Here is a 25,821-nt window from a genome sequence, read left to right on the forward strand (position 1 = left end):
TAGGGATTTGAATTCTCTGCCCGGTACCCCCATGCTTCGGCCTTGTTGAACGCCGCCTTGAGAATATCAAGGGAGCGGTTCGCCGCCCCCGGACCTAATCGGTCAGTCAGAGGCGGAAGCCATTCGGAACTCCACTTCGACAGGCAATCAAAAGTTGCACGTCGGCGTAGTGGTAGCGTGGAAATACGGGACCATCACGTTGAATTGGGCGCAGCCAGTGCACACACCAGAGGAATTGACAGTCGCCAAGCGCAAGCCGAAAGGGGGCATGTGAAGCGTTGGTATTCCTTGCTGCTTATGATGGGAGCACTGCTGGGCCTCTTGAGTCAGGAAGCTGCGTTTGCGCACGTGATCCCGGTGGCGAAAGCCGAGCAAACGGTGGTCGCGTCTAATATGAGCGCGGACTGTGCTGAAATGATGGGTCTCGCCAAGCAGGCCCCGCAGCCTGAAAAGCCGTGTAAGGGAATGACGCCGGACTGCATCGCCAAGATGGGGTGCGCTATTCCGATGGCACTGATTCCATCGGTCACGCTTGGTAAACCTTTGGAATTCCGCGACCTGGCACCGCCGCTCACATCGGTGACCGCGCTGGTTGGACGCAATACAGGGCCGGAGCCCGAACCACCCGCGCACCTTGGCTGAACACTAGCGGCGCACCTGCGAGCATTTCGTTCGCGCGTGCCTCCTCACAGTTCAACCAAGGATCTTTCACATGAAGACGATTCTCACGCTCGCTGCTATCGCGGCGGGGCTCGCTACCGCATCCATCGCCTCGGCCCATGACAATGTCGGCGGCCATTGGGAATGGCGGAATGGACCCTCTTTCGGCCCGAAGTCGACCGTGCCTTCGCGCACCCGCGTCTGGGTCAAGGACGCTGAAACCACCGAGGCCAATTGCGACTGCGCCATGATGACGGCCGACCATGCCGCCTGCATGATGGACGTGCCCGGCAAGGCTGGAGCGCAGTCGGTCGGTTAAGGCGATTGCCTGGCCGACAGCCGATAACAAACACGGCCGGGCGCGTGGCGCCAGCGGAGTATGCCCCCTTCGCCGGCGCCCGTTCGCCCAGCTTACCGTTTCGGCATTGGCCATGGCTCTCCCGATCAGGAGATTTCCATGCGATTGATTGTGCGCTTGATGGTTCTGACGCCGCTGCTCGCGGCGATCCCGTGCGCAGCGCTGGCCGAGCCGCTGACGTTCGATGCCGCGCTCCGGCACGCTACGAATAAAGCGCCCTCGCTCAAGGCAGGCATGGCCGGCGTCGATGCCACGCGCTCGGCTGCAGTCGCCGCCGGTCGGCTTCCCGATCCAACCCTATCGGTCGGCATCGACAATTTCCCCGTCTCGGGACCGCCCGCCTTCAGCTTCACCCGCGAGAGCATGACGATGGCACGGATCGGGATCGAACAGCCGTTCCCCAATCCCGCCAAGCGCCGTGCCCAACGGTCCCGCGCACAGGCTGGCATTGGCGTGGCCGAGGCCGACCTTGCCGTTGAAGCACAGAACCTCCGGCTTGAGACCGCGCTTGCCTGGGTCGATCTCTATTATGCCAAGCGGCGTCTCGCCCAGTTGCAGGTTCTGGATCAAAGCCTCGGCGAACTCCAAGCTACCGTTTCGGCAAGGCTCGCCTCCGGCGCGGCGCGGCCCAGTGCGGCGCTTGAACCCGACCAGCTGCGTGCCGCCGTTGCGGACAGGCGTAGCGAGCTCACGGCCGATGTCGCCAAGGCGCAGGCGAGACTGGCGCGCTTTACCGGCGATCCCTTGGCCGACGTCTCGGGCGACCCGCCTATCCTTGAAGTCGATCGCGCCCGATTGATTGCCGGGCTTGCTTCACTTCCGACCTTGCAGGCACTGGATGCGGGTGTCGGCGCGGCGGATGCGGAAACCGAACTCGCCCGCGCCGACAAGCGGCCCGATTGGCGGGTCAGCACCTCCTACGGCCGCCGCGATCCCGCCTATGGCGACATGGTATCAGTCGGCATCAGCATCGATTTGCCGTTCTTCTCCAAACGACGGCAGGACCCCAGGATCGCCGCGCGAGCGAGCGAAGCCGAACGGGCGCGGCTGATGCGCACGGGGGGAGAACAACAGATCGTCGCCGCGCTCGATGGTGATCTTGCCGATCATGTCATGCACCACCAGCGGCTGATGAATGCGCGTAATACCCTGGTGCCGCTCGCCAAACGCCGTGCCGAACTCGACATGGCGAGCTACGCTGCGGGCAAGCTCGACCTCGGCAGTGCGCTGCTCTCGACGCTGGCGCTGGCCGAAGCCGAGGTCGATGCGCTGTCGCGCGAGGACGACGTCGCACGCGACGCCATCCGGATCAATTTCACATATGGGGAGATGCGGCCATGAGCATGGACGCGAGACACGCCGTGCGCTGGGGCGCCGGAGCATTGGCAATCGCACTGATCGCGGGTGGAGGCGGTTATTGGATTGGCCAGCGCGGGGAAGCCACGAGGGAAGCTGGATCGACGCCAGCGGCGCGCAAGATCCTCTACTGGTACGATCCGATGGTGCCGGCCGAGCACTACGACAATCCCAATTCGCTCTCGTCGATGGGGATGAAGACCCAGCCCAAATACGCGGATGAAACCTCTGCCACGGGCGCAACGCCTGGGATCAGCATCGATCCCGCTGCGGGACAGAACCTGGGGCTGCGGGTCGTCGCGGCCGAGGTTGGCAGTCTGCCATCGGCGCTATCGGTCGCCGGGACCATCGACTTCAACCAGCGCAATGTCGCAATCATCCAGGCGCGTTCTGGCGGGTTCGTCACCCACGTCTATAGCCGCGCGCCGGGCGATGTGATCGGCGCGGGCGCACCGATTGCCGACATCCAGCTGCCCGAATGGGGCGGCGCGCAGGGTGAGTTTCTCGCGGTCAAACGGCTCGGCAGGCCCGACCTTACCGCGGCCGCAAGGCAACGCTTGCGACTGCTCGGCATGTCGGACGGCCTGATTGCGCACGTCGAGCGGTCGGGCCGAACCAGTGGCACGATCACGATCACCTCGCCGATCGCGGGGGTGATCCAGTCGCTCGATGCCCGGCAAGGGGTGACGTTGGCGCAGGGCCAGACGCTTGCGCAGGTGACCGGCATCGGCACGGTCTGGCTCAATGCCGCCGTGCCGGAAGTGCAGGCAGGCATGATCAAGATCGGCCAGAGCGCGAAGGCGACGCTATCCGCATTTCCGGGTGAGACTTTCACGGGCCGCGTGGTCGCGATCCTACCCACCGCGCAGGCGGACAGCCGCACCCTGACTATCCGCATTGAACTCGCCAACCGTGGCGGACGCCTCAAGCCCGGCATGTTTGCCAGCGTTTCGCTCGGAGGCGATCAACGCCAGGCGCTGCTGGTGCCGAGCGAGGCGGTGATCCGTACCGGTGCGCGCATCCTGGTGATGCTGGCGCTCGCCGATGGTCGCTATCGACCGGCTGAGGTTCGTGTGGGGACAGAGGGCGGCGGAAAGACCGAGATCATCGCGGGATTGGCTCCCGGTGAAAAGGTCGTAGCTTCCGGCCAGTTCCTGCTCGATTCCGAAGCGAGCCTGACGGGCATTCCGGCGCGGCCTTTGGAGGGCAGCAAGTGATCGCCTCCATCATCCGTGCCTCAGTCAGAGCGCGCAACCTGGTGATTGCGGCGGCGCTGGTGTTGACCGCGATCGGGGTGGTGGCGGTCAGGACTACACCGATCGATGCGCTGCCAGATCTGTCAGACGTGCAGGTGATCATCCGCACGAGCTGGCCGGGCCAGGCGCCGCAGATCGTCGAGAACCAGGTCACCTATCCCATCACTTCAACCATGCTCTCGGTTCCCGGTGCGCGGGTGGTGCGCGGATATTCCTTTGTCGGTGACAGCTTCGTCTATGTGCTGTTCGACGACAGCACGGACCTCTACTGGGCGCGCAGCCGCGTGCTCGAATATCTGAGCCAGGTGCAGAGCCGTCTGCCCGAAGGCGCGAAAGCCTCGCTCGGTCCCGACGCGACCGGGGTGGGGTGGATTTACGAATATGCGCTGGTCGACAAGGCCGGTGGGCACGATCTGGCGCAACTCCGATCTCTCCAGGACTGGTTCCTGCGCTTTGAATTGAAGGCGGTGCCCGGCGTTGCCGAGGTCGCCAGCATCGGCGGCATGGTCAAGCAGTATCAGGTTATCGTCGATCCGCAGAAGCTCGCCGCCTACGGCGTCACTACTGATCAAGTTGGGGCAGCTCTGAAGCGTGCCAACCAGGAGACCGGCGGCGCCAGCGTGGAGATGGCGGGCGCCGAATATACCGTGCGCGCCAGCGGTTACCTGAAAACCCTCGACGACTTCCGTGCTGTGCCGCTGCGCACCGCGGCAAGCGGCATTCCGGTGACGCTTGGCGATGTCGCCACGGTACAGGTCGGTCCTGAGATGCGACGCGGCATCGCAGAATTGAACGGCGAAGGTGAAGTCGCAGGCGGCGTCATCATCATGCGCCAGGGCCAAAACGCTCGCGCGGTGATCGAGGGTGTCAGGGCCAAGCTCGAGGTACTCAAGAAGAGCCTGCCGCCCGGTGTTGAGATTGTCCCAACCTACGACCGTTCGGGTTTGATCGATCACGCGGTCCAGAATCTGAACCACAAGCTGATCGAGGAGTTCGTCATCGTAGCAGCCGTTTGTGCGCTGTTCCTTTGGCACGCGCGCTCGGCGATGGTCGCGATCCTGACCTTGCCGCTCGGCATCCTGATCGCCTTCATCGTCATGCGCCTGCAGGGCCTCAACGCCAATATCCTCTCCTTGGGCGGCATTGCCATCGCTATCGGCGCGATGGTCGATGCAGCGGTGGTGATGATCGAGAACGCCCACAAGCATCTCGAACGTTGGCATAACGACAATCCTGACACCGAGCCCGATCGCTCGACTCGCTGGCGGATCGTGACAAATGCGGCCGCTGAAGTCGGCCCGGCGCTGTTCCTGAGCCTGCTGATCATTACCTTTTCGTTCCTTCCGATCTTCACGCTGCAGGGACAGGAGGGCCGGCTGTTTGCACCGCTCGCCTTCACCAAGACCTACGCGATGGCGGCGGCCGCATTCCTTTCGATCACGCTGATCCCGGTGTTGATGGGGCTGCTGATCAAGGGAAAAATCCCTAGCGAGGAGGCCAACCCGCTCAACCGCTGGTTGGTACGGGCCTATCGCCCGGCAATTGACTGGGTGCTGGAGCGGCCCAAGTGGACGATGCTAATCGCCGTGCTGCTATTCGCCACTACACTCTGGCCGATGGCAAAGGTCGGCGGCGAGTTCCTGCCGCAAATGAACGAGGGCGACCTGCTCTACATGCCCTCGGCGCTGCCCGGCTTGTCGGCGGCAGAAGCGGGGCGCCTGCTTCAGCAGACCGATCGGTTGATCAAGTCTGTGCCCGAGGTCGCAAGCGTGTTCGGCAAGGCGGGCCGCGCCGATAGCGCGACCGATCCCGCGCCATTGGAAATGTTCGAGACGACCATTCATTTCAAACCTCGCGACCAGTGGCGCCCCGGGATGACGCCTGAAAAGCTGGTCGGTGAATTGGACGCGCGGGTGAAGGTGCCTGGTCTCGCCAATTTTTGGATCCCGCCAATCCGCAACCGCATCGACATGCTGGCAACGGGGGTCAAGAGTCCGGTTGGGATCAAGGTCGCGGGCTCGAACCTTGCGGAGATCGACCGTACCGCCACGCAGATCGAGCAGGTCGTACGGACCGTGCCCGGCGTCACCTCGGCGCTGGCCGAACGGCTGACCGGCGGGCGCTACGTCGATGTCGATATCGACCGCGCCTCAGCCGACCGCTACGGATTGAATGTGGCCGACGTCCAGGCGGTGGTTGCCGGCGCGATCGGCGGCGAGAATATCGGCCAGACGGTCGAGGGCCTCGCGCGCTACCCGATCAACTTGCGCTACCCGCGCGAGTTGCGCGACAGTCCGGACAAGCTTGCAGCTCTGCCGGTGCTGACACCGTCTGGCCAGCAGATCACGCTCGGCACCGTCGCTTCTGTCCGGATCAGCGACGGCCCACCGATGCTCAGGAGTGAAAACGGTCGCCCGGTGACCTGGATCTATGTCGATGGCCGCGACCGCGATATGCAGACGCTGGTTGACGACATCCAGCAAACTATTGCCAGCAAGGTCCAACTTCCGCCGGGCGTCAGCGTCTCCTACACTGGTCAGTACGAGTTCTTCGTCCGTGCCAAGGAGAGGATGAAGCTGGTCATCCCGGTGACGCTCGCGATCATCTTCGCACTGCTTTACCTGACCTTCCGGCGCTGGGACGAGGCGCTGCTGATCATGGGCACGCTGCCGTTCGCGCTCACCGGCGGGCTATGGCTGCTCTACCTGCTTGGTTACAACCAGTCGGTGGCAAGCGCGGTCGGGTTCATCGCGTTGGCCGGCGTCGCGGCAGAGTTCGGCGTGGTCATGCTGATCTACCTCAAACAGGCCTTGGAAGGGCGAGAAGACGGCGATGTCGCCGCCGCTGTTCGGGAAGGCGCACTGCTGCGCGTTCGGCCCAAGGCAATGACGGTGGCGGTGATCCTTGCTGGCCTGTTCCCGGTGCTGGTGGGCGGCGGCACCGGCTCGGAAGTGATGAGCCGGATCGCGGCGCCGATGATCGGCGGTATGCTGACCGCACCGCTGCTTTCAATGCTGATCATCCCTGCTGCCTATTTGCTGATGCGCCGCAGATCCCATTCCCAAGTTCAACCTGAAGGAGAAGTACAGTGAAGAAGTCCCTGATGATTGCGACCAGCCTGGCACTGATGGCATTGCTTTCTGCCTGCAAGAAGGAAGCCGAAGCTACGAAGCCTGCGGAAACCGCCCCCACCAACACCGGCAGCATGACGGGCATGCCAATGGCCGGGCCGATGATGCATGGGGCGAGTACCGGCACCGTCGCGGCAATTGACGCCGCCAAAGGCACGGTAACGCTCGATCACCACGAAATCGCCGCACTCAAATGGCCCGCGATGACCATGAGCTTCTCGGCAAAGCCGGAGCAAATTTCGGGATTGAAGATCGGCGACAAAGTGAGATTCGAGATCGATTGGGATGGCAAACTTGGTGCCATCACGATGATCCAGAAATTTGGCTCCTGACCTTTATTGAGCGAAGGTTGAAGAAAAAGGCGTGGTCGAGATTGGTAGCGAGTTATCGGTCCGACCACACCCTCGCCCCAGCACAACAACGTGCAGTCCAATCAACCTGAACCTCTCAGAAACCGTAAGGGCATCCATTATATTATCGCCGACGAAGCGGAAGTGCGCCTGTCGGCGCCGAGATTTTCTCGGTTCGACTGCCGCAGATCCTAAACACTACGCCAACGTCCATGCCTAAATTAGTCGCCACCGCCTTTGCTGTCAGGCCACAGCTTCAAGCCCTTTGCGCTGAACAATGGAAAGTAGCCGCAGAGCAGGTCCACCAGGCTTCTTCTTGCCCCGCTCCCAGTCAGAAACGAGATTCTTCGACACATTGAGGTAACGTGCGAAAACAGGCTGCGAGACGTGCTGCGCCTCCCGGATTGCCCTGATTTCTTCGGGCTGGAACGGTATTACAGGGGCAATGCAGGCCTCGTCGAATTCACGAAGAGTCTGTTTATCGATAGCTCCGGCCTCATGGAGGCCTTCCATCATTTCGTGAACGGCGGCCAGCGCCTCGCTCTTATAGGATTTAGGCATCGTCATTCACCTCGAACAATCTACCTTCTCGCACCTCGGTATCGACCTGCGCCTGTGTCAGCCCGAGCACGATCCTGGCGGCCTGCTTGTAGGTCCGCAGTTCGACCGCATTGAGATTGGCCTTGCTGCTTTTGGCGAAACCAAAAGCGAACACGGCCCTCTCCTCATGGCGAAAGAAGACCAGCGTGCGATAACCGCCAGACTTACCTCCGCCTTCGCGCGCGACGCGCTGCTTTATAAGGCCGCCGCCCAAGTCGGCATCGACCAGGCCCCGGTTAACCTGATCGACGGCCACAATGAGCGCCGCGTCGCTAATCCCTTCCCGGCTCGCATACTTGGCAAACCAGCGATTCTTGTAGATCCGGGTTTTCTGCTCACCGGTCATTGTCAAACCACCATATATCACACTTAGTGTGACCCTTCAACGAAGGGCACAATGATCTCAAATCGATGATCACAAGCCCTCCCCGGTCGCCTTGCGCAGCAGTTCGCCCAGCCTCTCTGCCGCATCAACAACGCAGGCATCATCGAGATGGGCGTATCGCGCCGTCATCTTGACGCTCGTGTGCCCCAGCAGCCTGGAGATCATGGGCAAAGTTTCCGACATGGAGGCCGCATGGCTCGCGAAACTATGTCGCAGGTCATGCAAGCGGACATGGGCAAGCCCCGCCCTGGCCCGAGCGCGATAATAGCACTCGTCCAACCGGGAAATCGTGAGGCGAGCATCGCCGCGCCAGAACACATGGTCCAGATCGGTATGGCGTGGCAGCCTCGCCAGAACCGCCTGCGCAGCCTCACCGAGCCAGGCCGTCCGAGGTCCGGTCTTCGCATCATGCAACAGCAAGCGCCGCCCCCTCACCTCGCTCCATGCAAGGTCACAGATTTCGCTTTTCCGGCAGCCGGTCAGCGCCAGTACGCGAATGGCAGCGACTGCCATCGGGTCGGAGTCCTCTATTTCGGCAAGTGCCTCGCCGAAGCGGTTCAATTCCTGTTCGGACAGGACACACTGGTGTCGCTTCAGCTTGTTCGCTTTCACACCCGTGCAGGGGTTAGAGCATTCGGCGAGAACACCCCATGCCTCCGCCTTGTTAAACATCGATCGGAGCAGTTCGAAGGTCCGGTTGGCCGCGGCCGGTCCCACGCTGGAGGTCATCTGCGCGAACCACCGTTTGACGTCAGCCGGCGTTATCTCATCGAGAAAACGCCGACGGAAGGCCCGGTCCAGATGGCACCGGTAATAGCAATTGCGGGCTCGCGTGCTTGCTTTCCAGGTGGGCTCTGCCTTCGACCAGTACTCGTCCAGAAAGGCTTCGTACGTCGGGCATGATCGAACCTTGGCACGCGCTTCCGCCGGATTCTCGCCAACCTCAGCACGCAGCAGCACCCGCCGGGCAACGTCGGCAGCTTGAGCGCGGGTAACCACACGCGCATCGCCGATAGTGACCGTGCGCACCTTGCCCGTCATCCGGGCCTGAACGACGTACACGCGCCTGCCACTGCGGTAATGACGCACCCCAAATCCGGGCCAGCGCGCCGACCATTCCGTCCGGCGTACGCTGTCGGATTCGGAAGGATAGCCACTCGGTTCGATGCCGATGGTTGCGAGTTCCTCGGCTACGATACCAGCAAGGCTGCGAGCGTTCATGCGACCAGTCCCAGCTTCACCGCGATCGCGCCGGAAACGCGCTGTGCCGCCTCCAGCACAGTATCGTCAGCAAGATGGGCATACCGCTCGGTCGTCTCCGGCAATGCATGACCAAGCAATCGCCCGATCAACGTCAGCGAGATCCCGTCGCGGATTGCCATCGACGCAAAGCTGTGGCGCAAGTCGTGCAGACGCACATCGGCAAGACCGGCGCGGGCGCGCAACTGATGCCAGTGTGATGTCGGGTCAAAGGACTTGGCGGGATCACGCGGCGCGGGAAAGACCAGTCCCTTGCCCTGCCCCGTATCGAGTTTCGCGAGAACCGCGCGTGCGGGAGCATTGAGGTAGATGACCTTGGGGCCGGTCTTGCTGTCAGGCAGAAACAGTCGCGGCGGCTTCACCCATTCCCAGCGCAGCATTGCGATTTCGCTCAGCCGCGCGCCCGTATAGATGAGCAACCGGATAATCGGCACCGCTCGCGGCATCTCCCCTTCCGCGTTCTCGAGCGCCGCGCCCAAGGCGCGGTACTCGGCCGGGCTGAGGTAACGTTGGGGTTGCTTGCGCTTGTAACGGGCGATGCCGCGACAGGGATTGGAGCCTCGGCGGCGGTGGCCAAAAACTTCGGCTTCATTCATCAGCGCCGAAAGGACCGGGACCGCGCGATTGAAGTTCCCCGAGCGCGAAGCCATGCTGTCGCGCCACCGGGCGATATCGGTTCGCTCGATCTCGGACAGCCGCATCTCGCCAAAGAATGGGATCAGATCACGCTCGATCGCACGCCGGTTGCGGACCAAAGTGGCCGGCTTCCAGTGACGAGCCGAGCATGCGAGGAACTCCGGGGCGAAGACGGCGAAAGTCAGCGCGTCGTCAGCGGTCGCAACCGGACGCGTCGGCAGCCCCGCCAACATGGCTTCGGCAAGAACCCGGCGCGCTTCCCGCCTCGCGGCGTCGACCTTCATCGTCTGCGGACTGCCTAGCGTCCGAACACGCATCATCCGGCGCTCCCGGTACTTGACGATCCAGGTTTTGGTGCCGCTTGCACGGCACCGGAGACCGAAGCCTGGTACGTCAGTATCCCAGAACGTGGTGTGGCGGGCTGGAGCCTTTCTCCGGGCGATATGGCCGGTCAGTCTGCAGCGGTTTTCAGGCACTGCTGATACCCGTTCTGCGGCCTGATTCGCGGTGACCAAATGGCCATCTGGACGGGCTAGATTGAAGCTGCTTGACGGCTCGACGGTTTCTGAATTATCAAGCATATATCACTGTTACTCAACGGTTTTCCGTGTACGGTGTGCCCCGCCAACAGCAGAACACAGGTTGTCCCGGCCGCATGGGCGGGCTTGCGCGTCAGGCATGAGAATGGGGGTTTCCAGAGGGAAGATCGCGGACCGCCAGTGTCCGAGCCGGGGTGTCAAAAGGCAGGTCAGATGAGCGCTGGGGACACGTCGCGGCGCGTGCCCGGAGCCGTCCGCCTACCCGTCGCGTTCCGATGCGAGAGAGGCGTGGGGCTATTCGCCCCACCATTCCCCGGTGTCGGATGAGATGTCTGTGTCGGTCCGGAAGGAGGTGCTTGCGAGGGTCTGCCTCTCGTCAACCCAGCCCTGTTCGAGGCTGGCGATGATGCCCTCCAGATCGTCGTGCTGAAGTGCGGTGATGGACATGATGACCTCCTGTGTCGCTATCGACGGGCAGGCGGACGGCGGTGGTGGGCGGTCTCGGTCAAGGACGGCGAAGCCGCCGCGAAGCGGGGAGCGGGGGGTGCCAATTTTTCCGCCAGGAAAAATTGGGGGTACCGCTCATCCTTGAGGGAGGCCGCGCTCCGCCGCCATGATGGGACGGCTATGGGGACCTGTTGTTATGTGTGCTTGCAGGTGCCGGTCTCGCGGTCTTATGATCGCTTCCGGGATGGTATCGTGACCGCGTGTCGCAGGATGACCGGTTCCGATGCCGTTTCGCGTCATCAGGTGCCGGAGATCCATCGATGCAGCACTATGCCACCCTTGAGGATGTCCATGAAGAAGTACCGGCCAAGCCGGAGCTTGTCGTTCAGGCCGTCGAGGTTCACGACCACGAGCAGATCATAACCGGAAAAGTGGCGGCCTAGCGGATCGTCAACCTGGCCGCCGCGTAGAGCCTTACCGCCGGGGGTAACGCCAACATACGAGGCGTCGGGTTCATTCGTTCGCCGAGACCACCATGCCATCAGTCCTCAATCGCGAGGTAGTAGCGCGTCGCCTTCAACTCTCCCTTGCGACGTAGAGCCCCCAGCCGGACAAGATCCGCAAGGTCGCGCGTTGTGGTGGCACTGGGGGCGTCGTTGATGGTTCGGTAGTTCGCGGCGCTCAGGCCGCCCCTGAAGCCGTCAGGCCCTTCCGCAAGCATACGGATCAGGGCCTTCTCCTGTCGCTCGTTGATGTGCCCTCTCAGGCGGTCCAGGAGCCTCGTCTTGGCGATCAGGAAGCGCACACGGGTCAAGGTGCGCTGCTGGGCTTCCAGCGCGATCTCGGCGAACCACGCGAGCCACTCGTCGATGCGGTTGGTCTGGCTCGCGCGGTGAAGCTGGGCGTAGTAATCCTTGCGGTGGCGGTGGATCGTCTCTGCCAGCGCGGTCAGGCTTGGAGCCTCGATCGCCTGCGCCAATGCCTTCTCGGCGATAGCGCGACCGATGCGACCGTTGCCGTCCTCGAAGGGGTGAATAGACTCAAACCACAGGTGCGCGATCCCGGCGCGCGTGATCGCCGTCATAGGTGTCGCGCCGCCAGGAGCGGTGGCGTTGAACCAGGCGATGAACGCGGCCATCTCGCCGGGAACGCGGTCTGTCGGCGGTGCCTCATAGTGCACGCGCGGGGCATGCAGGGCACCTGAGACAATCTGCATGGGTTCGGGATCGCTGCGCCAGCCACCAATGACCGTCAGGTCACGCCGCCCCGTCATGAGCATCGCATGCCAGTCGAACAGCATCGCGTCGGTCAGGGGCGCAGCATACGAGCGCCACACGTTGGCCATCAGTTCGGCCGCTCCAGCCTCGGCTGGACTTGCGCGCCGGTGATCGGCCTTGAGCCCCAGATGTTTCGCCAGAGAGGACTGCACGCTAGCCCTGTCGAGGATTTCGCCTTCGATGGCCGAGCTATCGATCGTCTCTTGCGCGATCAGGTCGATCGTCAGGGCCTCACGCTCCGCGCCGTCGACGTGCAGCAGCGCGCCCACAATCACGCCGGAGCCGCGCAGGAAGCGTTCCTCGGCGGCACGCAGGGGGGCTGCGTCGAACGCAAAGTCGGGCCAGTCGGGAAGTTGCCAGTTCCAGCGCATGATCGATATGTCACCTCGTTATCGATCATATAACACGCAAATATGATTGATAAAGCGTCAGTGTATGGATCAGCCTCGGTGCTGGTCGCCGAGGTCTGCGCTGACGTGCTGCAGCCTGCTTCAAGTGCGCTGACTGCGTGAGCTGCCGCAGGCGAGGTCGCAGGACGCCTCGCAACCGAACGAAACGACACGCCTCCGTCAAGCGATGTCCTCGAAATTCAACGCATACTCGCCCCGGATGCTGCCGATACGCCGGCCTCCCAGAAACCGAGTGCCATTCCGATAGTCGGCAATGGCCAGACAGCGAGTAGCGAACACAGGGCGCTGTTGTCATGCGCGCCATCAAGCCCGGAGTTCACCCGAGTGCCTGCCCGTTGCGTGCAGGCACCAAGGTAGCGGCGGCCACGCGCCGCACCGCATCGGTCAGCGACCGCAACGCCGAGGCATGAAGGCGCGTCACCGTCCAGTAGAGCGACACGTCGATCCTGCGACAAGGCGCCAGTTCGACCAGCGCGCCGCTCGCCAGATGCGGCGCGGCCAGCGATACCGGATGCATCCCCCACCCCGCGCCCGCCAGCGCGAAGTCGAGGAAAGCGTGGGTCGATGGCAGACGATGCGAAGGGCCGGACAGCGTGGTCCCGCAGGCTTCCAGCGCCCAGCGCGCCTGCAGCCGGTCATGTGGATCGAAACGCATGAACGGCGCGCGGGCCAGCGATGCCTCATGGATGCCATCGGCAAAGTGCTCCGCCACGAACGCAGGACTGGCGCACGCCGCATAGCGCAACGCCCCGAGCGCGACCGTCTTGCAGCCGGGCACCGGGGTGGGATCGCTGGTCACCACCGCCAGCACTTCGCCGGAACGAAGCCGGTCTGCGGTGCGCCCCTCGTCCTCCAGCGTCAGTTCCAGCAAATGACCGTTCGCCGTGCTGAAGGCGGCGGCGGCCTGCGCGAACCAGGTCGCGAGACTGTCGGCGTTGACCGCGATACGCAGCGGCGGGCGCGCTGTCGTCGTGGCCTGCGACAGTACCGGCGACAGATCGGCTTCGAGCAGTTGCACCCGGTCATGATGCGCGCACAGCGCCTGGCCCTGCCCGGTCGCCGTGCAGGGCTGCCCGCGCACCACCAGGATCACGCCGAGACGCTCCTCAAGGCCGCGCACCCGCTGCGAAACGGCCGACGGGGTGACGCCAAGGTGCTCGGCGGCCCGTTCGAAACTTCCTTCCCGAACCACGGCGGCAACGGCGGCGAGCGAGGCGTAGTCGAGCATAATGAAGCAATGCTTCATTCGCATTAGAAGAACAAGCTGTCCTGATGTGATCCGCATCGTCATTGCGGGCCGATGACATCCCTATCCGCCCCGTTCTTCAACGGCTTCGCCCTCTCCGCCGCGCTGATCATGGCGATCGGTGCACAGAACCTGTTCGTCCTGCGCCAAGGCCTGCGCCGTGAACATGTCGGCGCCATCGTGCTGTTCTGCGGTTGCGCCGATGCCCTCCTGATCACCGCGGGTGTCAGCGGCGTCGGCGCGTTCCTGTCGGCCATCCCCCAACTGAAGCTGTTGCTGGCGCTGGGCGGCGCAGCCTTTCTCGGCTGGTATGGGATCAAGGCGTTCCAGCGCAGCGCATCGCCGGCCGCCATGACCATGGACGAGGGCATGGCCATTCCCCTTGGCCGGGCGATCTCGACAACCGCCGCCTTCACCTTCCTCAACCCGCACGTCTACCTCGATACCGTGCTGCTGATGGGCGCTGCCGGTGCCGCACAGCCTGCGGCCCTGCGTCCGATCTTCGTGACAGGTGCCGCCAGCGCCAGCATCATCTGGTTCACAGCGCTCGGCTATGGCGCGCGTGCCCTGCGCCCGGTGTTCGCGCAGGCGCGGGCCTGGCGCGTGCTGGATGCCATCGTGGGCGCGACCATGGTCTCCCTCGCCGCCTCGCTGCTGATGGGCGCATTGTCAGGACGGGCATGAAGGCGCAAAGAGGGGCTACCGTCACGGAACCAGCCACGTCTCCCCGTCACACAAGCCCTGCACGAGCGGTTGTAGCGCCAGACAGCCTGCCTGCGCCTGACGTCAGCCAGGCTGTCGAACAGTTCTTGATTCAAGAGCTTGTCGCGCAGCGACCCATTGAACGAGACAATGAACGCGTTCTGCTGCGGCTTGCCGGGCCGTGAGACGTCCAGCGTAACATCGTTGGTATATGGGGACCTGTTGTTGTGTGTGCTTGCAGGTGCAGGTCTCGCAGCCTTATGATCGCTTCCGGGATGGTATCGTGGCCGCGTGTCGCACGATGACCGGTTCCGATGCCGTTTCGCGTCATCAGGTGCCGGAGGTCCATCGATGCAGCACTATGCCCTGCTGGAGCGCGAAGTCGGCGAGGACGATCCGCGTCTTGGCGTCTTGCTGGCCGAAGCCCACAGCCGGCGCGAGCGCGCGATCTGCCTGTGCAGGCGCGATCACAAGCTGCCGCTCTACATTGCCCGCCGGCAGGGCAGCTATGTCCTGGCGCGCTGGCCCGGCACGGGCGCGCGCCATGCCTCGGCCTGCAACCATTACGAGGCGCCCGATTTCCTGACCGGGCTGGGCCAGGTCCGGGGATCGGCGATGGTCGAGCACGAGGACAACGGAGAGACCGAGCTGAAGTTCGCCTTCCCGCTCTCGCGAGGGCCGGCGCGCGCCGCCTCCTCGTCCTTCACCAATGACAAACCGGAAGTGCGCTCCAACGGTTTGCGCCTGACAATGCGCGGGCTGCTCCATGTGCTGTGGGACAAGGCCGAACTCACGCACTGGCATCCGCGCATGGCGGGCAAGCGCAACTGGTTCGTGGTCCGCCGGGCGCTGGTCCACGCCGCGCTTGGCTGCAAGGCGCGCGGGCAGACGCTGGCCCAGGTGCTGTTCGTGCCCGAGACCTTCCAGCTCGACCGCAAGGAGGACCTCGTCGGCAGGCGTCGGACCGACCTCGCCATGGCCCATGCCTCCCGTGACGCGATCATGATCGTGATCGGCGAGGTCAAGGCGATCGAGCCTGCGCGCTTCGTCGAAAAGATCTTGGTCCGCCACCTGCCCGACTGGCCATTCCTGATGGATGAGGACATGGCGCGGCGCTTTCACAAGCGGTTTGCGATCGAGGAAGAACTTTGGCGATCGGATGGCGGCGGCGGCCACCTGGTCATGGGCGCGACGTTCTCGATCGGGGCGTCGGGCCTGCCGCAGCTGTGCGAGATCGCTGTCATGCCCGTAACCCGCGAATGGATTCCCTACGAGAGCCTCGACGAACAGGTGTTGGTGAACAAAGCGATCGGCGAAAGTCGCCGCCTGGTCAAAGGCCTGCGGGTCAACCTGGGGCCGGAGCGGCCGATCGCCAGCATCGCGCTCAAGGATACGGGGCTCGATGCCACGGCCATCCACCTCGTGCGCAACGTTCCCGATCCGGCCTACGATGATGCGCTGGCGGCGCTGATGCAGACACCGGGCGTCCGACACGTGGTCTGGCAACCGGGCGAAGACCTGCCGCCGCCCGAACCCCGGCGTTGACCGCGCGCGGACGAAGGTCAGGCGCGCGGCATGTGGGGCCATAGCCCCACTACGCCCGCGTGCCTTCTGCCCGACAGAAAAGGAAAAGGAAGAACGCGGGAGCCGAAGCCCCCGCGCCCTTCTCGATGCGACGCTAGAATTCGCGCTGGCGCCGCGCGAACCGCAGTTGGCCCTTTACCGGCGCCCCGTCAGGAAACGCGGCCTGCTGGTGGCTGGCTGCGAACGCGTGATAGGGAACGCCCGCGTCGCGCACCCGCATCAGGAGGTTTGCCTGAAGTCCTGAGCCTTCGCAGACGATAGCGTGCACGGGCTTCAGGGCCATCATCTGCTCGTTGCGCGCAAAGCCCGCCCGCTTGCCAAGCGACCGGTTGAGCGTGAAGCGCACCGTGGGCACCCCGCGTGACGCAGCCCATGCGTGAGCGATCTGGTCGCAGCCCTTGTGCTGCGCGGTGGTTGCCAGGATCATGCTCGGGATCCGGGTGCGCGTATCGTCGAGCGCCTTATAGAGCAGTTCGTGATCGTGCCAGGCATCGCCGCCCGAGAAGATCACCACAGGTCCGGTCGGCGCATGCGCCTCGCGGCGCTTGGCCGCACGCGCGGCCAGGAAATCGCGCGCATCGATCTGGCTCGCGGTCGTTGCCGAACTGACGCGCGAGCCGCGCACGGTCGAAAACGGCCGTCCGGTTTCTGCGCGGAAGACTTCGGCGGCATGATCGCGCATGCACTCCATCGCCTCGCGGCAGCTTTCGAGGGTTTCGCAAAGGAGCCGGGTATCCTCGACCTGAGTGGCGTGGATTTCTGAAGGGTCGGAGATCCGCACCAGTTGGTTCAGCTCCTTGGCAGCATCATCCTCGCGGCCCTCGATGCGCTTGGCGACAGCATGGAAGCTGTTGGCAAAGCCCCAGGCCAAATCACCTGCGAATGGTTCGAGCCGCGTATCGCGCAACACGTCGAACAGCGTGGTCATGACCATCTCGACCGCGGCACGCGCCTGGTCGGGATCGGGCATGAACTGCACTTGCGGCTCCTCGACGATCGAGAGCTTGGCGCGCTCGTCGTGCTCGATGAAGGCGTAGGCATAAGTCGAGGCCCGCTCGCTTGCGGCGGTTTCCTCGGCGATGAAGCTCGCAAGATCAGCGAAGGTCGTGAAGGTCTGCATGACGTCTAGCTCCTGATGAGACCGTTTCGTCATCGGCTTGATGACCCCGTCCATCCGGCAAGCCGTGCCCAGCTCGGTCAGGGACGTTGACCGGGAAGCTGGTGCGCGCTCGCGCGCGCCGGACCCCGGTTGACGCCGCGAAGCGGGGCATGGGGGTGCCGATTTTGTGGGACTTGCCCCCGCAAAATTGGGGGAACCATGCATCCTTGACGGGGCGCCAGGCCGGGTTGCCATACTGGGAGGACACACAGCCCAATGGCATTTTCAGTTCTTCTTCCGAATTCTCCCCTGCCCCCCCGCTTCACCACGGCGGTTCCGGTTTGCGGCGAGACCTTTGGGTCCAGAGACATGAAAAAGGGGCCAGCGCTTGCGCGCCGGCCCCGTGAGAGCAGGGAATGGGATATCAGTGGAGCGGGCTATCCCCACCCAGCCAGCCCTCGAGGCTCGAGAGCTGGTGTTCGGTGGCCACCAGCGCCCAGGCGGCGGCGAGGTCGTGGTAGTATTCATCGTCGACGATGGCGTCGGGGCTCGCCTCCCCATGCTCGGCTTCTTCCCAGGCCCGGGCGTGCGCGGCATCGGTCGCATTGGCGATGGCGCCTGCCAGACACGCGGCGATCTCGTTGGGGGTGAACCTTGCCGCCTGCTTGCGTAGCCGGTTGACGATGGCGGGGTTGGTGGCGGCGATCGAATGGCTGACCGTCGCGATCTCGGAAAAGTCGGTGAAAGCGAACATGGCTTGTCTCCCGAAATGAGAGCGGGCGGCCCTTTGGGGGCCGCCCGGCGCTGGGTTCAGAGGAACTCGATCTCGTCGGCGACGATCTCGGTGTTGTAGTAGGTGCGGCCATTCTGCTCGTTGCGGGTGTAGCGGATCTCGCCGGTGACCAGCAGCTTGTCGCCCTTCTTCTGTTGTTGGCGATCGCCTTGCCGAGGCCGCCGAAGGCCTTGACGGTGTGGAACTGGTCGTAGGTTTCGGTGTAGCCGTTCTCGTCCTTCTGGACCTGGCCCTCGCGGATGATCGGCTTGCTCGTCACCAGCGTGAACATCACGCCGCCCTTGCTGTCGTTGCCGAAACGCGAGACCTCGGCGGTGATGCGGCCGGAGAGGAAAACCTTGTTCATGTCTCAAACCCTTTCGTCGTCTTCGGCGGGCCTTTCCCGCCGGGATGAAAGGCAGCGAAGACCGGGCATGAGGGGGCTTTGCACCGAGCGGGCGGCATGCCGCCCGGGCGAGGGGAACCGGCAGGGGACCCAAGTGGTGCGGGCAGTCGGCCGTCAGGCCGACAACACGGTTGGACCCCGCGCCGGTTGCAAAGCCGCCGCACGGTCGCAGTGTTCATCCCGTCTGGCGGGAGGGCTTGTCGAAACGCTCTGAAAGGGGCCGCAGACCATGGACGTTCCGGGCATTCCAGGCCGCAATCATCCGGAGGATGTGCACATCCTCGGCATCGCGTCGCAAGGGACCAGATGACTGCGGTTGCGGCCCGCAGATCCTGCGCCGGGCCAGTACGGCAAGCACACGGCGAAGCACCTTCGACAATCCCCAGCCCGAGGCCGTATTGGCCCCCGGCCGATCGCCCTCCAAGAGAAGGGGCACGCTGCCACCGGCATGTTCCCTGCCACCCGCCAAGCACCGGTCCGCCGTCACGGACACAGGCATCGACGCGCGAAATGCGTCATCGCGACAGCAGCCGGTGGAATCTCCCAGGGCGCGATCTCGATCGGCAGGCCGCCTGCTTCAGCATCAGCCCGAGCCTGCAGATCCCTCGAGCGATGTTCCGGGCCTTGCGCCGTTCCGACAAAAAAAATGCGGCCCGACCCGGGGGAAGGTCGGACCGCACAAGGTGTCGGGGTCGTGAGGGTTCAGGCGGCAGCCCCGACAAAATCGCCCGTCGCGGAGGCAAAGGGATCTTCGCTGGGGGCGGCGAAGGTCTCGTTGCGCGGGCTGAACCCGGTATCGGTGTCCGTGGCTGTCTCGGTGGCGGTGCCCTCATCGAAGGGGTTGGCGGCGCGACGACGCGGGCGCGACCAGACCACGTTCAGGGCGCCATCGTCCTGCGTGAACAAGGCGATCGACAGCGGCGCCTCGAAGCTCGGATCGTCGATCTGACCCTGCAGGAACGCGCCCGAGCCGTTGGCCGCGATCTTCTCCCACAGCCCGCCTGCCGGGATGAAGCCGCCGTTGCGCGTGCGCACCATCACGTCGAAACGCGGGGCTCCCGGGTGCGACGAGGTCACCGGGCGCAGGCCGATGACGAGGTCGATCGTCGCGGTCTGGATCTTGCCGATGAAGTTGCCGGCGGTGTTCTTCTTGAGCTGACCGATGTTCATGGCCGTATTCTCCTCTGGCTCCGCCCCGTCTTGCTGCTCGGGGGCCGGATCGGTTTTTGCGACTGGCCTCATGCCCGCCACACCTTCTCCCTTCCCCCTTCCCTCTCGAGCAGCGCGGCAGGGGCAGTTGCGCGCTTTGCCCGCAGACCCGCGATGAGGCTGGAGACGCGCGCAACGCCCAAGGTCCGGCGTCAGCCGGTGAGCCACGAAGTCGTGGAATGATGTCCGCCGTCAGGCGGCGAGCACCCCCTGTTCCCCGGTTTCGATGGTCCAGGCCGTGGTCATCAGATGCGTGATCCGCACGAAGGCACCATCACCGATCCGCTGCAGGACGGTCTTGCTGCCCCAGCGCGCCACGCGAAAGCGGCGCTCGGCTGTGCCGTCGGTAAAGGTGAGCGGCTTCGGCAGGACCAGGACCTGCCCCGGCAAAGGCCGGGGCCGCGATGCCAGCGCGAGCCGTGCGCGGCACGCCTCCCGCCACTTGGCAGCGTAGTCGTTGAGGGGCGGATCGAGCAGGTCGAGGATCGCAGCCGGGCAATCGTAATAACAGGGCCCCGTCGTTTCCGTCAGGTCCTTGTATGCGAACACGTATCCGTCCTTGGCGCGCGGGGTCCAGCGCACGAGACAGATCACCGCGAACGTCTGCACCGGCCCATCGGAGCCATAGCTCTGGCAGGCGCCGTACCAGGCCCGCGAGCGCACGGTCGATCGCAGAACCCGCAGCCCCGTTTCCCGGCCATTCGCAGGGTCGGGGGGATAGGTGCACTGCGCGTCGAGATAAGCCTTGGGGGTTGCAAAAGGCGCCATCCCGGCGCGGGTCATCGACAGCCAGCCCATCGGGCGCCTCCTTGTGGCATGGGGGTATCAGGATTGTGCTGGGGCCACGCGATCGAAGACCGGATCGATGGCAAAGCCCAATGCGCGAGCGAGCGCGAGGGCAGCATGCACGTCGCCCACGTCAAACCCCAGCGGGGTGACAAGGTCGTGCAACGAGCTGGCGCCCGTGTCGGCGAAGCGGTGCAGGTGCCCCGCTTCGGTGGTAACCGCGACGGGCCAGGCCCAGGCGAGGCCGAATACCCCCTCGTCGAGAACGAGCAGCGTGTGGCCCTTGGCCACGTCTTCATCGACCTGGCAGGCATCGTAAGCATTGCCGGTCGTGGCAAAGCCGTGGATGCGCTGCGCGCGAAACGCGAAGCGTTCGGAATCCGTCAGCATGTACATTGCTCCTGCAAAGCGAGGTCGCCTCCGAACGGGCAAGCCATCCCGAGTGGACGAGGAAGAGTGAAGAGGGCGGCGTCAGGCCGCTGCGGCGGCGGCAAAGGGGCCGCCCGCAGACGCGCACGCGGGCGCGACCAGACGACATTGTAGCTGCCATCGGCCTGCTTGAAGGCCGAGATCGGCAGCGGGCGAGGCATCGAGGGGTCGTCGATGCGCCCCTGCAGGAAGCATTCGCCGGTCTCGTTCGAGGCGCGCTCCCACAGAGCGCCCACCTGCACGAACGCACCGCCGGTGTTGCGGGTGAGGATTTCGAAGCGGGGAGCTTTCTCGTTGGCCGATGCCACTTCGCGCAGCGCGAAGCGCATCGCGACCATGACCGTCGCGAGCGAGCCGGACAGCCGCCCCTGATCGTTGCATTGGATGGTGCCGATGTTCATGCAGCTTGGCTCCTCTGACATGGCGCCCGATCGCTGGTTTGTGGCGCCGGGGTGGTTCGAGCTCCGGGGCCTTGCCCCGGGGCACGCCTCTCCATCCCGCTCCCCTCGGCCAATGGCACCTGAGAAACGTCAGTGCCGCGTGGAATCCGTCTGGGCGTGGATCGCGGCAATGCGCTGGTCGGCGCGCGCAGCATGGGCCGGATAGGCAGCACGCAGGTTTGCGTGGATCTTGCGGAACAGGTCGAGCGCGAATGTGCCGTCGGGCGCTGGCCGACTGGCAATCAGCGCGCGCTCGATCGCCTCGCGCGACGGCCCGCTTGCGCAGATCGCTTCGCACGCCCGGTTCGGGCCGTACGTATAGGGAGCGGGCATCACGGCCTCGTGCCAGTGCGCCAGGCCCTGTTCGACCAACACTTCGTAGGCTTCGTCATGGAGCGCGCTGTCTGCAGGGCAGACAAGGCGCACCACGGTGTAGCGCCCAAAATCATGGTCGTGGCCGGCAATTGTGAGTGCGTAGCCTTCGGGCGGAACGCCGAACATCGCGATCAGCGCCGCACGGTAGGCGAGCGCTTCTTCGCGGCCGCGTACAGGAGCATCGGGATCATGCCCGATCTGGGCGGAGGGTTCGTCCCAGGGCGTTCCTGAAAGTTCGATGATACGGGGCATGGGTAACGATCCTGTCGCACACGCGTGCGTCCGACGTCCCGGATGAGACGACGGACGAGCGGCGTGATGAGGTATTGGGTTGCGCACGCCCGCAGGCGCGGGCGACGGGATCAGTATTCCGACGCGAGCAAGATCGTCAGGACACGGGTCGTCAGGACGGGATCCAAGGGGGCCCCGGAGCCATAGGCGAACTCGCCGTCGGCGGCGTAATAATCGACTTTCCAGAACAGGCGCTGCTCGAGGAAGGTCACCACCCCGAAGTCGCGCTCGCCGGCAGGATCGTCACCCGGGTCAATGTCCGCGTCAGCGATCGCGCGCATCAGCGCCGCCTGGTTGAGGATCGATCGGGCCGTGCGCGCGGGTTCGTCGGTTCCTGTTCCTGCGAGGAGCTCGGCAACGCCGCGGGTCATGACGATGCGCGCCTGGCGGTCCTCGCCGCGCCGGACGTTGTCGTTGAGCGCCGCCACTTGGGCGGTGCGGGCGTGCTCGGGAGTCTGCGCAGTGGTGGGAGAAGTGTTGTCGGACATGAACGGTCTCCTGACTGGTTCATTCCGTTCACACCCCCTCCCCTTTGCTGAGGGGCAAATCAGGACCTGTGTTCATGCGGCGATCTGGCCGCCTGAGAGCTTCAAGCCATACCGCCGGTCGGTTTAACTGCCGGGGAACACACGCGCGGTGTCCGTGTAGTTCTACGCCTTTGGCGGCTCCCGGCGCATGGTTTCCACCGTCGCCGCTGCATCGGTTCGACGCTGCGCTGCCTTGTAGACAGCGTTGCGGTCGCGCCTGCCGACCGCGACAACAATCACGATCACCTCGTGGTCGTGCACTTCATAGACAAGCCGATAGCCGATGCCGCGCAGCTTGATCTTGTAACGGTCCTTGCTGCCGGACAGGCGGGCAGAAGGTACGTGCGGCGCTTCCAGACGCTCGGCCAGCTTCTTCTTGAACTGTTCCCGGGTATTCACGTCGAGCTTGCGCCATTCCTTCAGGGCCGACTCGAGGAACCCCAGCTCATAGGTCATCGAGAGCAATCTTGATGACAGGCTCGCTCGTCCGCGCATCCGCAAGGGCATTCAGCTCAACGTCCTCGAGACGATCCATGATCGCCTCGAATGCCTTGGCTGGCACGCAGTAGAATGCCGGTTCATTGCGGTTGAGGATCGCCACCGGAAAACCCTCGCCCGCAGCGACGGTCCCCATCGGATTGCGCTTCAACTCGGAAACGCTGGCGGTTGTTTCCGCAAGAACAATGTTGGTCATGGTAATCACCGTGAGACTTTTAGCGGCACTCTAAATAGCACTTGTAACCGCTCTCTTCCAGTAGCATTGCAAGCTAATGTGAGTCCGCGAGCGTCAGGGCCCCTGATTATACCAGCTGCGAAGGTGCCGGGCAGAAGCCGCTAGCTAGCCAGCCAGGCCAAACTGGCTGGCCGTGAACACGAAGCGGTCGTCGCCCGGAAAGGCCGACAACGCAGAAAGGCGGCCACCCTCGAACCGCAAGTGCCAGGTCCGGCGAACGACGGGGTCAGGGCTGGCAAATGCTGCCGGTGCCAGCACAACGAGATTGCAGCCCGCCGCCGGGTCACGCGCCGAACGCGTGCGGATGAGTTCGGCGCGTGCCTCCCGCGCCGCCGTGGCGAGCTCCTGGCACGGCGCGTAGTCGGCAGGATCGGTCCAACGCGCAAGCTCACCATCGAACGGAGGCTGGGTCAGGTCGATTGCGCGTGCCGTTGCGATGGCGACCGTGAAGCTGGTGTGCTCGCTAGTGGTCGCAGGCGGATCAAAACCGGGCGAGCGGGCAAAGAAGCGCAACCGCCAGTAGGCGGTCTCGGCGATGGCCGTCGCTTCGGTTTGCGCCGCATAGAAGATGCCCGGCCGCTCGTCCGCACGGCGAAAACGGCTCTCGCTGCGATGGCCATAGCGGAAGGGCGACGCCAACAGGTAATGCAGGCCTCGCGCCTCGGGCGGAATGTCAGGCTTCACGGCATCGGCGAGCAGTTCGAGCCGATGCTGATCGTCCGCGGTGTCCGCCAGGCGATTGGTCGAGATACGGTGCTGCGCCTCGACGACGCGCCAGCCCTCCCCCTGCCAGTCCCGGAACTCAGACGCGAGCGCGGTGGGCGTCCACATAATCGCACACGGTGATGAGACCCCGAAAGCTGTCGATGAGGTCGAACGGGCGGGCCTCGAGATCGAGATTGCGCGTTTCAAGCCAGCGACGCGCTGCGTCGTCGTCGCTGCCCAGCAGCGCATCGAGGCTGCGGAACAGGCGCAGCAGGAACTGTCCGGCCTCGAACGATTTCGAGGCAGGATCGAGTACCGAGCGGCCGCACTTGAGGCGCGAGATCGTAGCCGCCGACAACCCCAGGACGGCACCGAGCTTGGCATTGCTGAAGTGCCAGAAGTCCGCGATCTTCGCGAGCGCGGAGGTCAGCACCTCGGCATCACCGCGGCTCTGGAGATGGGCTTGCGCTGCCATGGACCGTCCTTTCATATGACGAATATAGGCGATCATCGTTCATTTGAACATATGTCTTACGGACGCTTGCGAAATACGCCTTCCCCATTCGAGAAGTGTCCGAGACAGTCATAATCGCCGAAGAGCGCATCGAATTTCGGCGCTATCTGGTGAAGCCAGTGCTCCGCACAGGCATGGCGACCGGTCCGCATGTCCTCCTCCCGGTACGATCCATCCTCGCGCTCGACAATCCATACCGCCGCAAGGCTCCCATAGGTCGAAACTCCGAAATCGGCATAAGCGTTGCGCAGGAGAATGCGGTCCTCCCGGCCGCGCCATCCCTGCTGGGAATAGAACGAGGGAAAGGCTTCGCGCGCACGGATCAAAAGGTCGTTGCAGAGCCATTCATAGGCCCATTGCGCTTCGTCCTCATCTTCGCTGTCGTCGAGGAGCGTGAAGCAGACGAGACTGCCTGCGGGATAACTGACGGAACGTCCCATCGCCTGTCTCCCTCAGGCTGCGCGCGCAACAACGGCGCCCACGCCGACGTCACCCGAGACTTCATCGGTGTGCTCGTCATGTGGCGAGGTTTGCCAAACACCCAGTTTGAGCAGCAGGCTCGACGCCTCCTCGGCCCCCGCGGCGACAGTGAGAATGGCGCGATCATCGTCTCTAAGCAGCGTCAGCCAATGGTCGATATAGCTCGCATGATGATCGAGATGGGCAACGGGCAATCCCAACTCGACACCGAGCATGGCACTCGACATCTCGGCGATATATCCTGACAGTCCAGCCCTAATCTGCCTTCCGACGCCAATTTGCCGGAAGCGCGTCATGCCGCCAACTCCTCGGGCTGAGGTTGCTGGGCATGCATCCAGTCGGCTGCGGCCTGTGCCTTGCTGGCGGCAGTGAAGATTGCGCGGGGGTCGTCCGTCAGCACGCGCAACCACGATGCCACGTATGCGGCATGATCGGCGCGCGGATGGTGGGCGATCCCGAGGTCGGCGAGCACGAACGATGCTGTCAGTTCGGCGCAGATCTCCTCAATCGCCAGGCTGTCGCGCTTGAACCTCCCGGCAAAATTGCGGTCGAGCCTGTGCTTTGCGCCCGTAGCGTGGCCGGCTTCGTGAAGAAGGGTGCCCATCTGCGCAGATGCATCCCGAAACGAGGCAAAGGTTGGCATGAAGATGTGATCAAGATCGATCCGGTAGTGCGCATCGTAGGCGCCTTCGGTGATCGGAATCTTCAGTGCCGCGACGAAGGCCTCGGCATGCGTGCGGATTCCGAAATGATACCGCCCGCCATTCCGAGGAATTCCCGCCCGGGATTCCGACCTGATCCCGCCCCCCCATTCCGATTAATTCCCGCCCACCTTCCCGGTGGTGTCGAGGCTGATCG

General features: G+C 64.2%; 31 protein-coding genes and 2 pseudogenes. 9 read left to right on the forward strand and 24 right to left on the reverse strand.

What is annotated here, in order from left to right:
* The first annotated feature begins 270 nt into the window (after positions 1-270).
* The 6 genes from HHL27_RS20215 (at position 271) to HHL27_RS20240 (ending at position 7,093) form a co-directional block, all read left to right on the forward strand.
* Positions 271-642, forward strand: coding sequence for a hypothetical protein (locus HHL27_RS20215; RefSeq protein ID WP_225010881.1), 372 nt, complete (start codon positions 271-273; stop codon positions 640-642).
* Positions 643-712: 70 nt separating this feature from the next.
* Complete coding sequence (locus HHL27_RS20220; protein ID WP_169495204.1) at positions 713-979, forward strand: hypothetical protein; 267 nt, start codon at positions 713-715, stop codon at positions 977-979.
* 138 nt (positions 980-1,117) lie between these two features.
* The gene (locus HHL27_RS20225) at positions 1,118-2,359 is read left to right on the forward strand and encodes a TolC family protein (RefSeq protein ID WP_169495205.1); all 1,242 of its coding nucleotides are present in this window, start codon (positions 1,118-1,120) and stop codon (positions 2,357-2,359) included.
* Positions 2,356-3,591 (forward strand): efflux RND transporter periplasmic adaptor subunit, encoded by a 1,236-nt coding sequence (locus HHL27_RS20230; RefSeq protein WP_169495206.1) that lies wholly within the window; start codon positions 2,356-2,358, stop codon positions 3,589-3,591. The genes HHL27_RS20225 and HHL27_RS20230 overlap by 4 nt, the downstream gene beginning before the upstream one ends.
* Positions 3,588-6,722, forward strand: coding sequence for a CusA/CzcA family heavy metal efflux RND transporter (locus HHL27_RS20235; protein WP_169495207.1), 3,135 nt, complete (start codon positions 3,588-3,590; stop codon positions 6,720-6,722). The genes HHL27_RS20230 and HHL27_RS20235 overlap by 4 nt, the downstream gene beginning before the upstream one ends.
* Positions 6,719-7,093 carry a copper-binding protein gene (locus tag HHL27_RS20240; RefSeq protein ID WP_225010877.1) on the forward strand — a complete coding sequence of 125 codons (375 nt, stop codon included), beginning with the start codon at positions 6,719-6,721 and terminating at the stop codon, positions 7,091-7,093. Before HHL27_RS20235 ends, HHL27_RS20240 begins: the two co-directional genes overlap by 4 nt.
* Positions 7,094-7,354: 261 nt before the next feature.
* Here the strand turns inward: HHL27_RS20240 and HHL27_RS20245 are convergent, their stop codons facing one another.
* The 8 genes from HHL27_RS20245 to HHL27_RS20280 form a co-directional block, all read right to left on the reverse strand.
* Positions 7,355-7,672 carry a helix-turn-helix domain-containing protein gene (locus HHL27_RS20245; RefSeq protein ID WP_169495208.1) on the reverse strand — a complete coding sequence of 106 codons (318 nt, stop codon included), beginning with the start codon at positions 7,670-7,672 and terminating at the stop codon, positions 7,355-7,357.
* The gene (locus tag HHL27_RS20250) at positions 7,665-8,057 is read right to left on the reverse strand and encodes a type II toxin-antitoxin system RelE/ParE family toxin (protein WP_169495209.1); all 393 of its coding nucleotides are present in this window, start codon (positions 8,055-8,057) and stop codon (positions 7,665-7,667) included. The genes HHL27_RS20245 and HHL27_RS20250 overlap by 8 nt, the downstream gene beginning before the upstream one ends.
* Before the next feature lie 69 nt (positions 8,058-8,126).
* Entirely contained in the window at positions 8,127-9,317 is a 1,191-nt protein-coding gene (locus HHL27_RS20255) for a site-specific integrase (protein ID WP_169495210.1), read from the reverse strand.
* A complete protein-coding gene (locus HHL27_RS20260; protein WP_338114975.1) occupies positions 9,314-10,468 on the reverse strand; it encodes a tyrosine-type recombinase/integrase in 1,155 nt (384 codons plus the stop codon). The genes HHL27_RS20255 and HHL27_RS20260 overlap by 4 nt, the downstream gene beginning before the upstream one ends.
* 357 nt (positions 10,469-10,825) lie before the next feature.
* A complete protein-coding gene (locus tag HHL27_RS20265) occupies positions 10,826-10,978 on the reverse strand; it encodes a hypothetical protein (RefSeq protein ID WP_169495212.1) in 153 nt (50 codons plus the stop codon).
* 299 nt (positions 10,979-11,277) lie between these two features.
* Positions 11,278-11,520 (reverse strand): hypothetical protein, encoded by a 243-nt coding sequence (locus tag HHL27_RS22235; protein WP_206069744.1) that lies wholly within the window; start codon positions 11,518-11,520, stop codon positions 11,278-11,280.
* Positions 11,520-12,626 carry a Fic family protein gene (locus HHL27_RS20275; RefSeq protein ID WP_169495213.1) on the reverse strand — a complete coding sequence of 369 codons (1,107 nt, stop codon included), beginning with the start codon at positions 12,624-12,626 and terminating at the stop codon, positions 11,520-11,522. Before HHL27_RS20275 ends, HHL27_RS22235 begins: the two co-directional genes overlap by 1 nt.
* Before the next feature lie 355 nt (positions 12,627-12,981).
* Positions 12,982-13,893: a LysR family transcriptional regulator ArgP gene (locus HHL27_RS20280; RefSeq protein WP_169495214.1), complete on the reverse strand. Its 912-nt coding sequence runs from the start codon at positions 13,891-13,893 to the stop codon at positions 12,982-12,984.
* Positions 13,894-13,965: 72 nt separating this feature from the next.
* On the opposite strand from HHL27_RS20280, the gene HHL27_RS20285 reads away from it, so the two are divergent.
* On the forward strand, positions 13,966-14,595 hold the full coding sequence (locus HHL27_RS20285; protein WP_169495215.1) for a LysE/ArgO family amino acid transporter: 630 nt from the start codon (positions 13,966-13,968) through the stop codon (positions 14,593-14,595).
* 68 nt (positions 14,596-14,663) lie between these two features.
* Here HHL27_RS20285 and HHL27_RS22970 read toward each other — a convergent pair.
* Positions 14,664-14,966: pseudogene (locus tag HHL27_RS22970) on the reverse strand (integrase core domain-containing protein); the annotation flags it as partial.
* Here HHL27_RS22970 and HHL27_RS20295 point away from each other — a divergent pair.
* Complete coding sequence (locus HHL27_RS20295; RefSeq protein ID WP_169495216.1) at positions 14,965-16,158, forward strand: DUF1173 family protein; 1,194 nt, start codon at positions 14,965-14,967, stop codon at positions 16,156-16,158. The pseudogene HHL27_RS22970 and the gene HHL27_RS20295 sit on opposite strands and share 2 nt — an antisense overlap.
* A gap of 133 nt (positions 16,159-16,291) precedes the next feature.
* On the opposite strand, the gene HHL27_RS20300 is transcribed toward HHL27_RS20295, so the two are convergent.
* Complete coding sequence (locus tag HHL27_RS20300; protein ID WP_169495217.1) at positions 16,292-17,317, reverse strand: DUF2493 domain-containing protein; 1,026 nt, start codon at positions 17,315-17,317, stop codon at positions 16,292-16,294.
* Between the two features lie 403 nt (positions 17,318-17,720).
* Positions 17,721-18,050 carry a hypothetical protein gene (locus tag HHL27_RS20305; RefSeq protein ID WP_169495218.1) on the reverse strand — a complete coding sequence of 110 codons (330 nt, stop codon included), beginning with the start codon at positions 18,048-18,050 and terminating at the stop codon, positions 17,721-17,723.
* Between the two features lie 217 nt (positions 18,051-18,267).
* Here HHL27_RS20305 and HHL27_RS22565 point away from each other — a divergent pair, with 217 nt between their 5' ends.
* The gene (locus HHL27_RS22565) at positions 18,268-18,483 is read left to right on the forward strand and encodes a hypothetical protein (protein WP_240960124.1); all 216 of its coding nucleotides are present in this window, start codon (positions 18,268-18,270) and stop codon (positions 18,481-18,483) included.
* Positions 18,484-19,176: 693 nt separating this feature from the next.
* Here HHL27_RS22565 and HHL27_RS20315 read toward each other — a convergent pair.
* The 13 genes and pseudogenes from HHL27_RS20315 to HHL27_RS20375 form a co-directional block, all read right to left on the reverse strand.
* Positions 19,177-19,644 carry a DUF736 domain-containing protein gene (locus HHL27_RS20315; protein ID WP_169495219.1) on the reverse strand — a complete coding sequence of 156 codons (468 nt, stop codon included), beginning with the start codon at positions 19,642-19,644 and terminating at the stop codon, positions 19,177-19,179.
* A 231-nt stretch (positions 19,645-19,875) separates the two neighbouring features.
* Positions 19,876-20,481, reverse strand: a complete 606-nt coding sequence (locus tag HHL27_RS22240) for a DUF6927 domain-containing protein (RefSeq protein WP_206069745.1) — start codon at positions 20,479-20,481, stop codon at positions 19,876-19,878.
* A gap of 27 nt (positions 20,482-20,508) precedes the next feature.
* Positions 20,509-20,859, reverse strand: a complete 351-nt coding sequence (locus HHL27_RS20325) for a hypothetical protein (protein ID WP_169495220.1) — start codon at positions 20,857-20,859, stop codon at positions 20,509-20,511.
* Positions 20,853-21,299: a DUF736 domain-containing protein gene (locus tag HHL27_RS20330; RefSeq protein ID WP_169495221.1), complete on the reverse strand. Its 447-nt coding sequence runs from the start codon at positions 21,297-21,299 to the stop codon at positions 20,853-20,855. Before HHL27_RS20330 ends, HHL27_RS20325 begins: the two co-directional genes overlap by 7 nt.
* Positions 21,300-21,428: 129 nt before the next feature.
* Positions 21,429-21,965, reverse strand: a complete 537-nt coding sequence (locus HHL27_RS20335) for a hypothetical protein (RefSeq protein WP_169495222.1) — start codon at positions 21,963-21,965, stop codon at positions 21,429-21,431.
* Positions 21,966-22,075: 110 nt separating this feature from the next.
* Positions 22,076-22,492, reverse strand: a complete 417-nt coding sequence (locus tag HHL27_RS20340; RefSeq protein WP_169495223.1) for a DUF3768 domain-containing protein — start codon at positions 22,490-22,492, stop codon at positions 22,076-22,078.
* Positions 22,493-22,654: 162 nt separating this feature from the next.
* Positions 22,655-22,987 (reverse strand): type II toxin-antitoxin system RelE family toxin, encoded by a 333-nt coding sequence (locus tag HHL27_RS20345; RefSeq protein ID WP_169495224.1) that lies wholly within the window; start codon positions 22,985-22,987, stop codon positions 22,655-22,657.
* Positions 22,977-23,234 (reverse strand): type II toxin-antitoxin system Phd/YefM family antitoxin, encoded by a 258-nt coding sequence (locus tag HHL27_RS20350; protein WP_477529323.1) that lies wholly within the window; start codon positions 23,232-23,234, stop codon positions 22,977-22,979. The genes HHL27_RS20345 and HHL27_RS20350 overlap by 11 nt, the downstream gene beginning before the upstream one ends.
* 135 nt (positions 23,235-23,369) lie before the next feature.
* A complete protein-coding gene (locus tag HHL27_RS20355; RefSeq protein WP_169495225.1) occupies positions 23,370-24,095 on the reverse strand; it encodes an RES family NAD+ phosphorylase in 726 nt (241 codons plus the stop codon).
* Positions 24,067-24,444: an antitoxin Xre/MbcA/ParS toxin-binding domain-containing protein gene (locus HHL27_RS20360; RefSeq protein WP_169495235.1), complete on the reverse strand. Its 378-nt coding sequence runs from the start codon at positions 24,442-24,444 to the stop codon at positions 24,067-24,069. Before HHL27_RS20360 ends, HHL27_RS20355 begins: the two co-directional genes overlap by 29 nt.
* Before the next feature lie 56 nt (positions 24,445-24,500).
* On the reverse strand, positions 24,501-24,923 hold the full coding sequence (locus tag HHL27_RS20365) for a hypothetical protein (protein WP_169495226.1): 423 nt from the start codon (positions 24,921-24,923) through the stop codon (positions 24,501-24,503).
* A gap of 12 nt (positions 24,924-24,935) precedes the next feature.
* The gene (locus tag HHL27_RS20370; RefSeq protein WP_240960108.1) at positions 24,936-25,259 is read right to left on the reverse strand and encodes a zincin-like metallopeptidase domain-containing protein; all 324 of its coding nucleotides are present in this window, start codon (positions 25,257-25,259) and stop codon (positions 24,936-24,938) included.
* Positions 25,256-25,696 (reverse strand): annotated as a pseudogene (locus HHL27_RS20375) (zincin-like metallopeptidase domain-containing protein); the annotation flags it as partial. The gene HHL27_RS20370 and the pseudogene HHL27_RS20375, both read right to left, overlap by 4 nt.
* Positions 25,697-25,821 lie beyond the last annotated feature (125 nt).

The sequence above is a fragment of the Novosphingobium olei genome (genome assembly GCF_012927405.1).
Lineage (GTDB): Bacteria > Pseudomonadota > Alphaproteobacteria > Sphingomonadales > Sphingomonadaceae > Novosphingobium > Novosphingobium olei.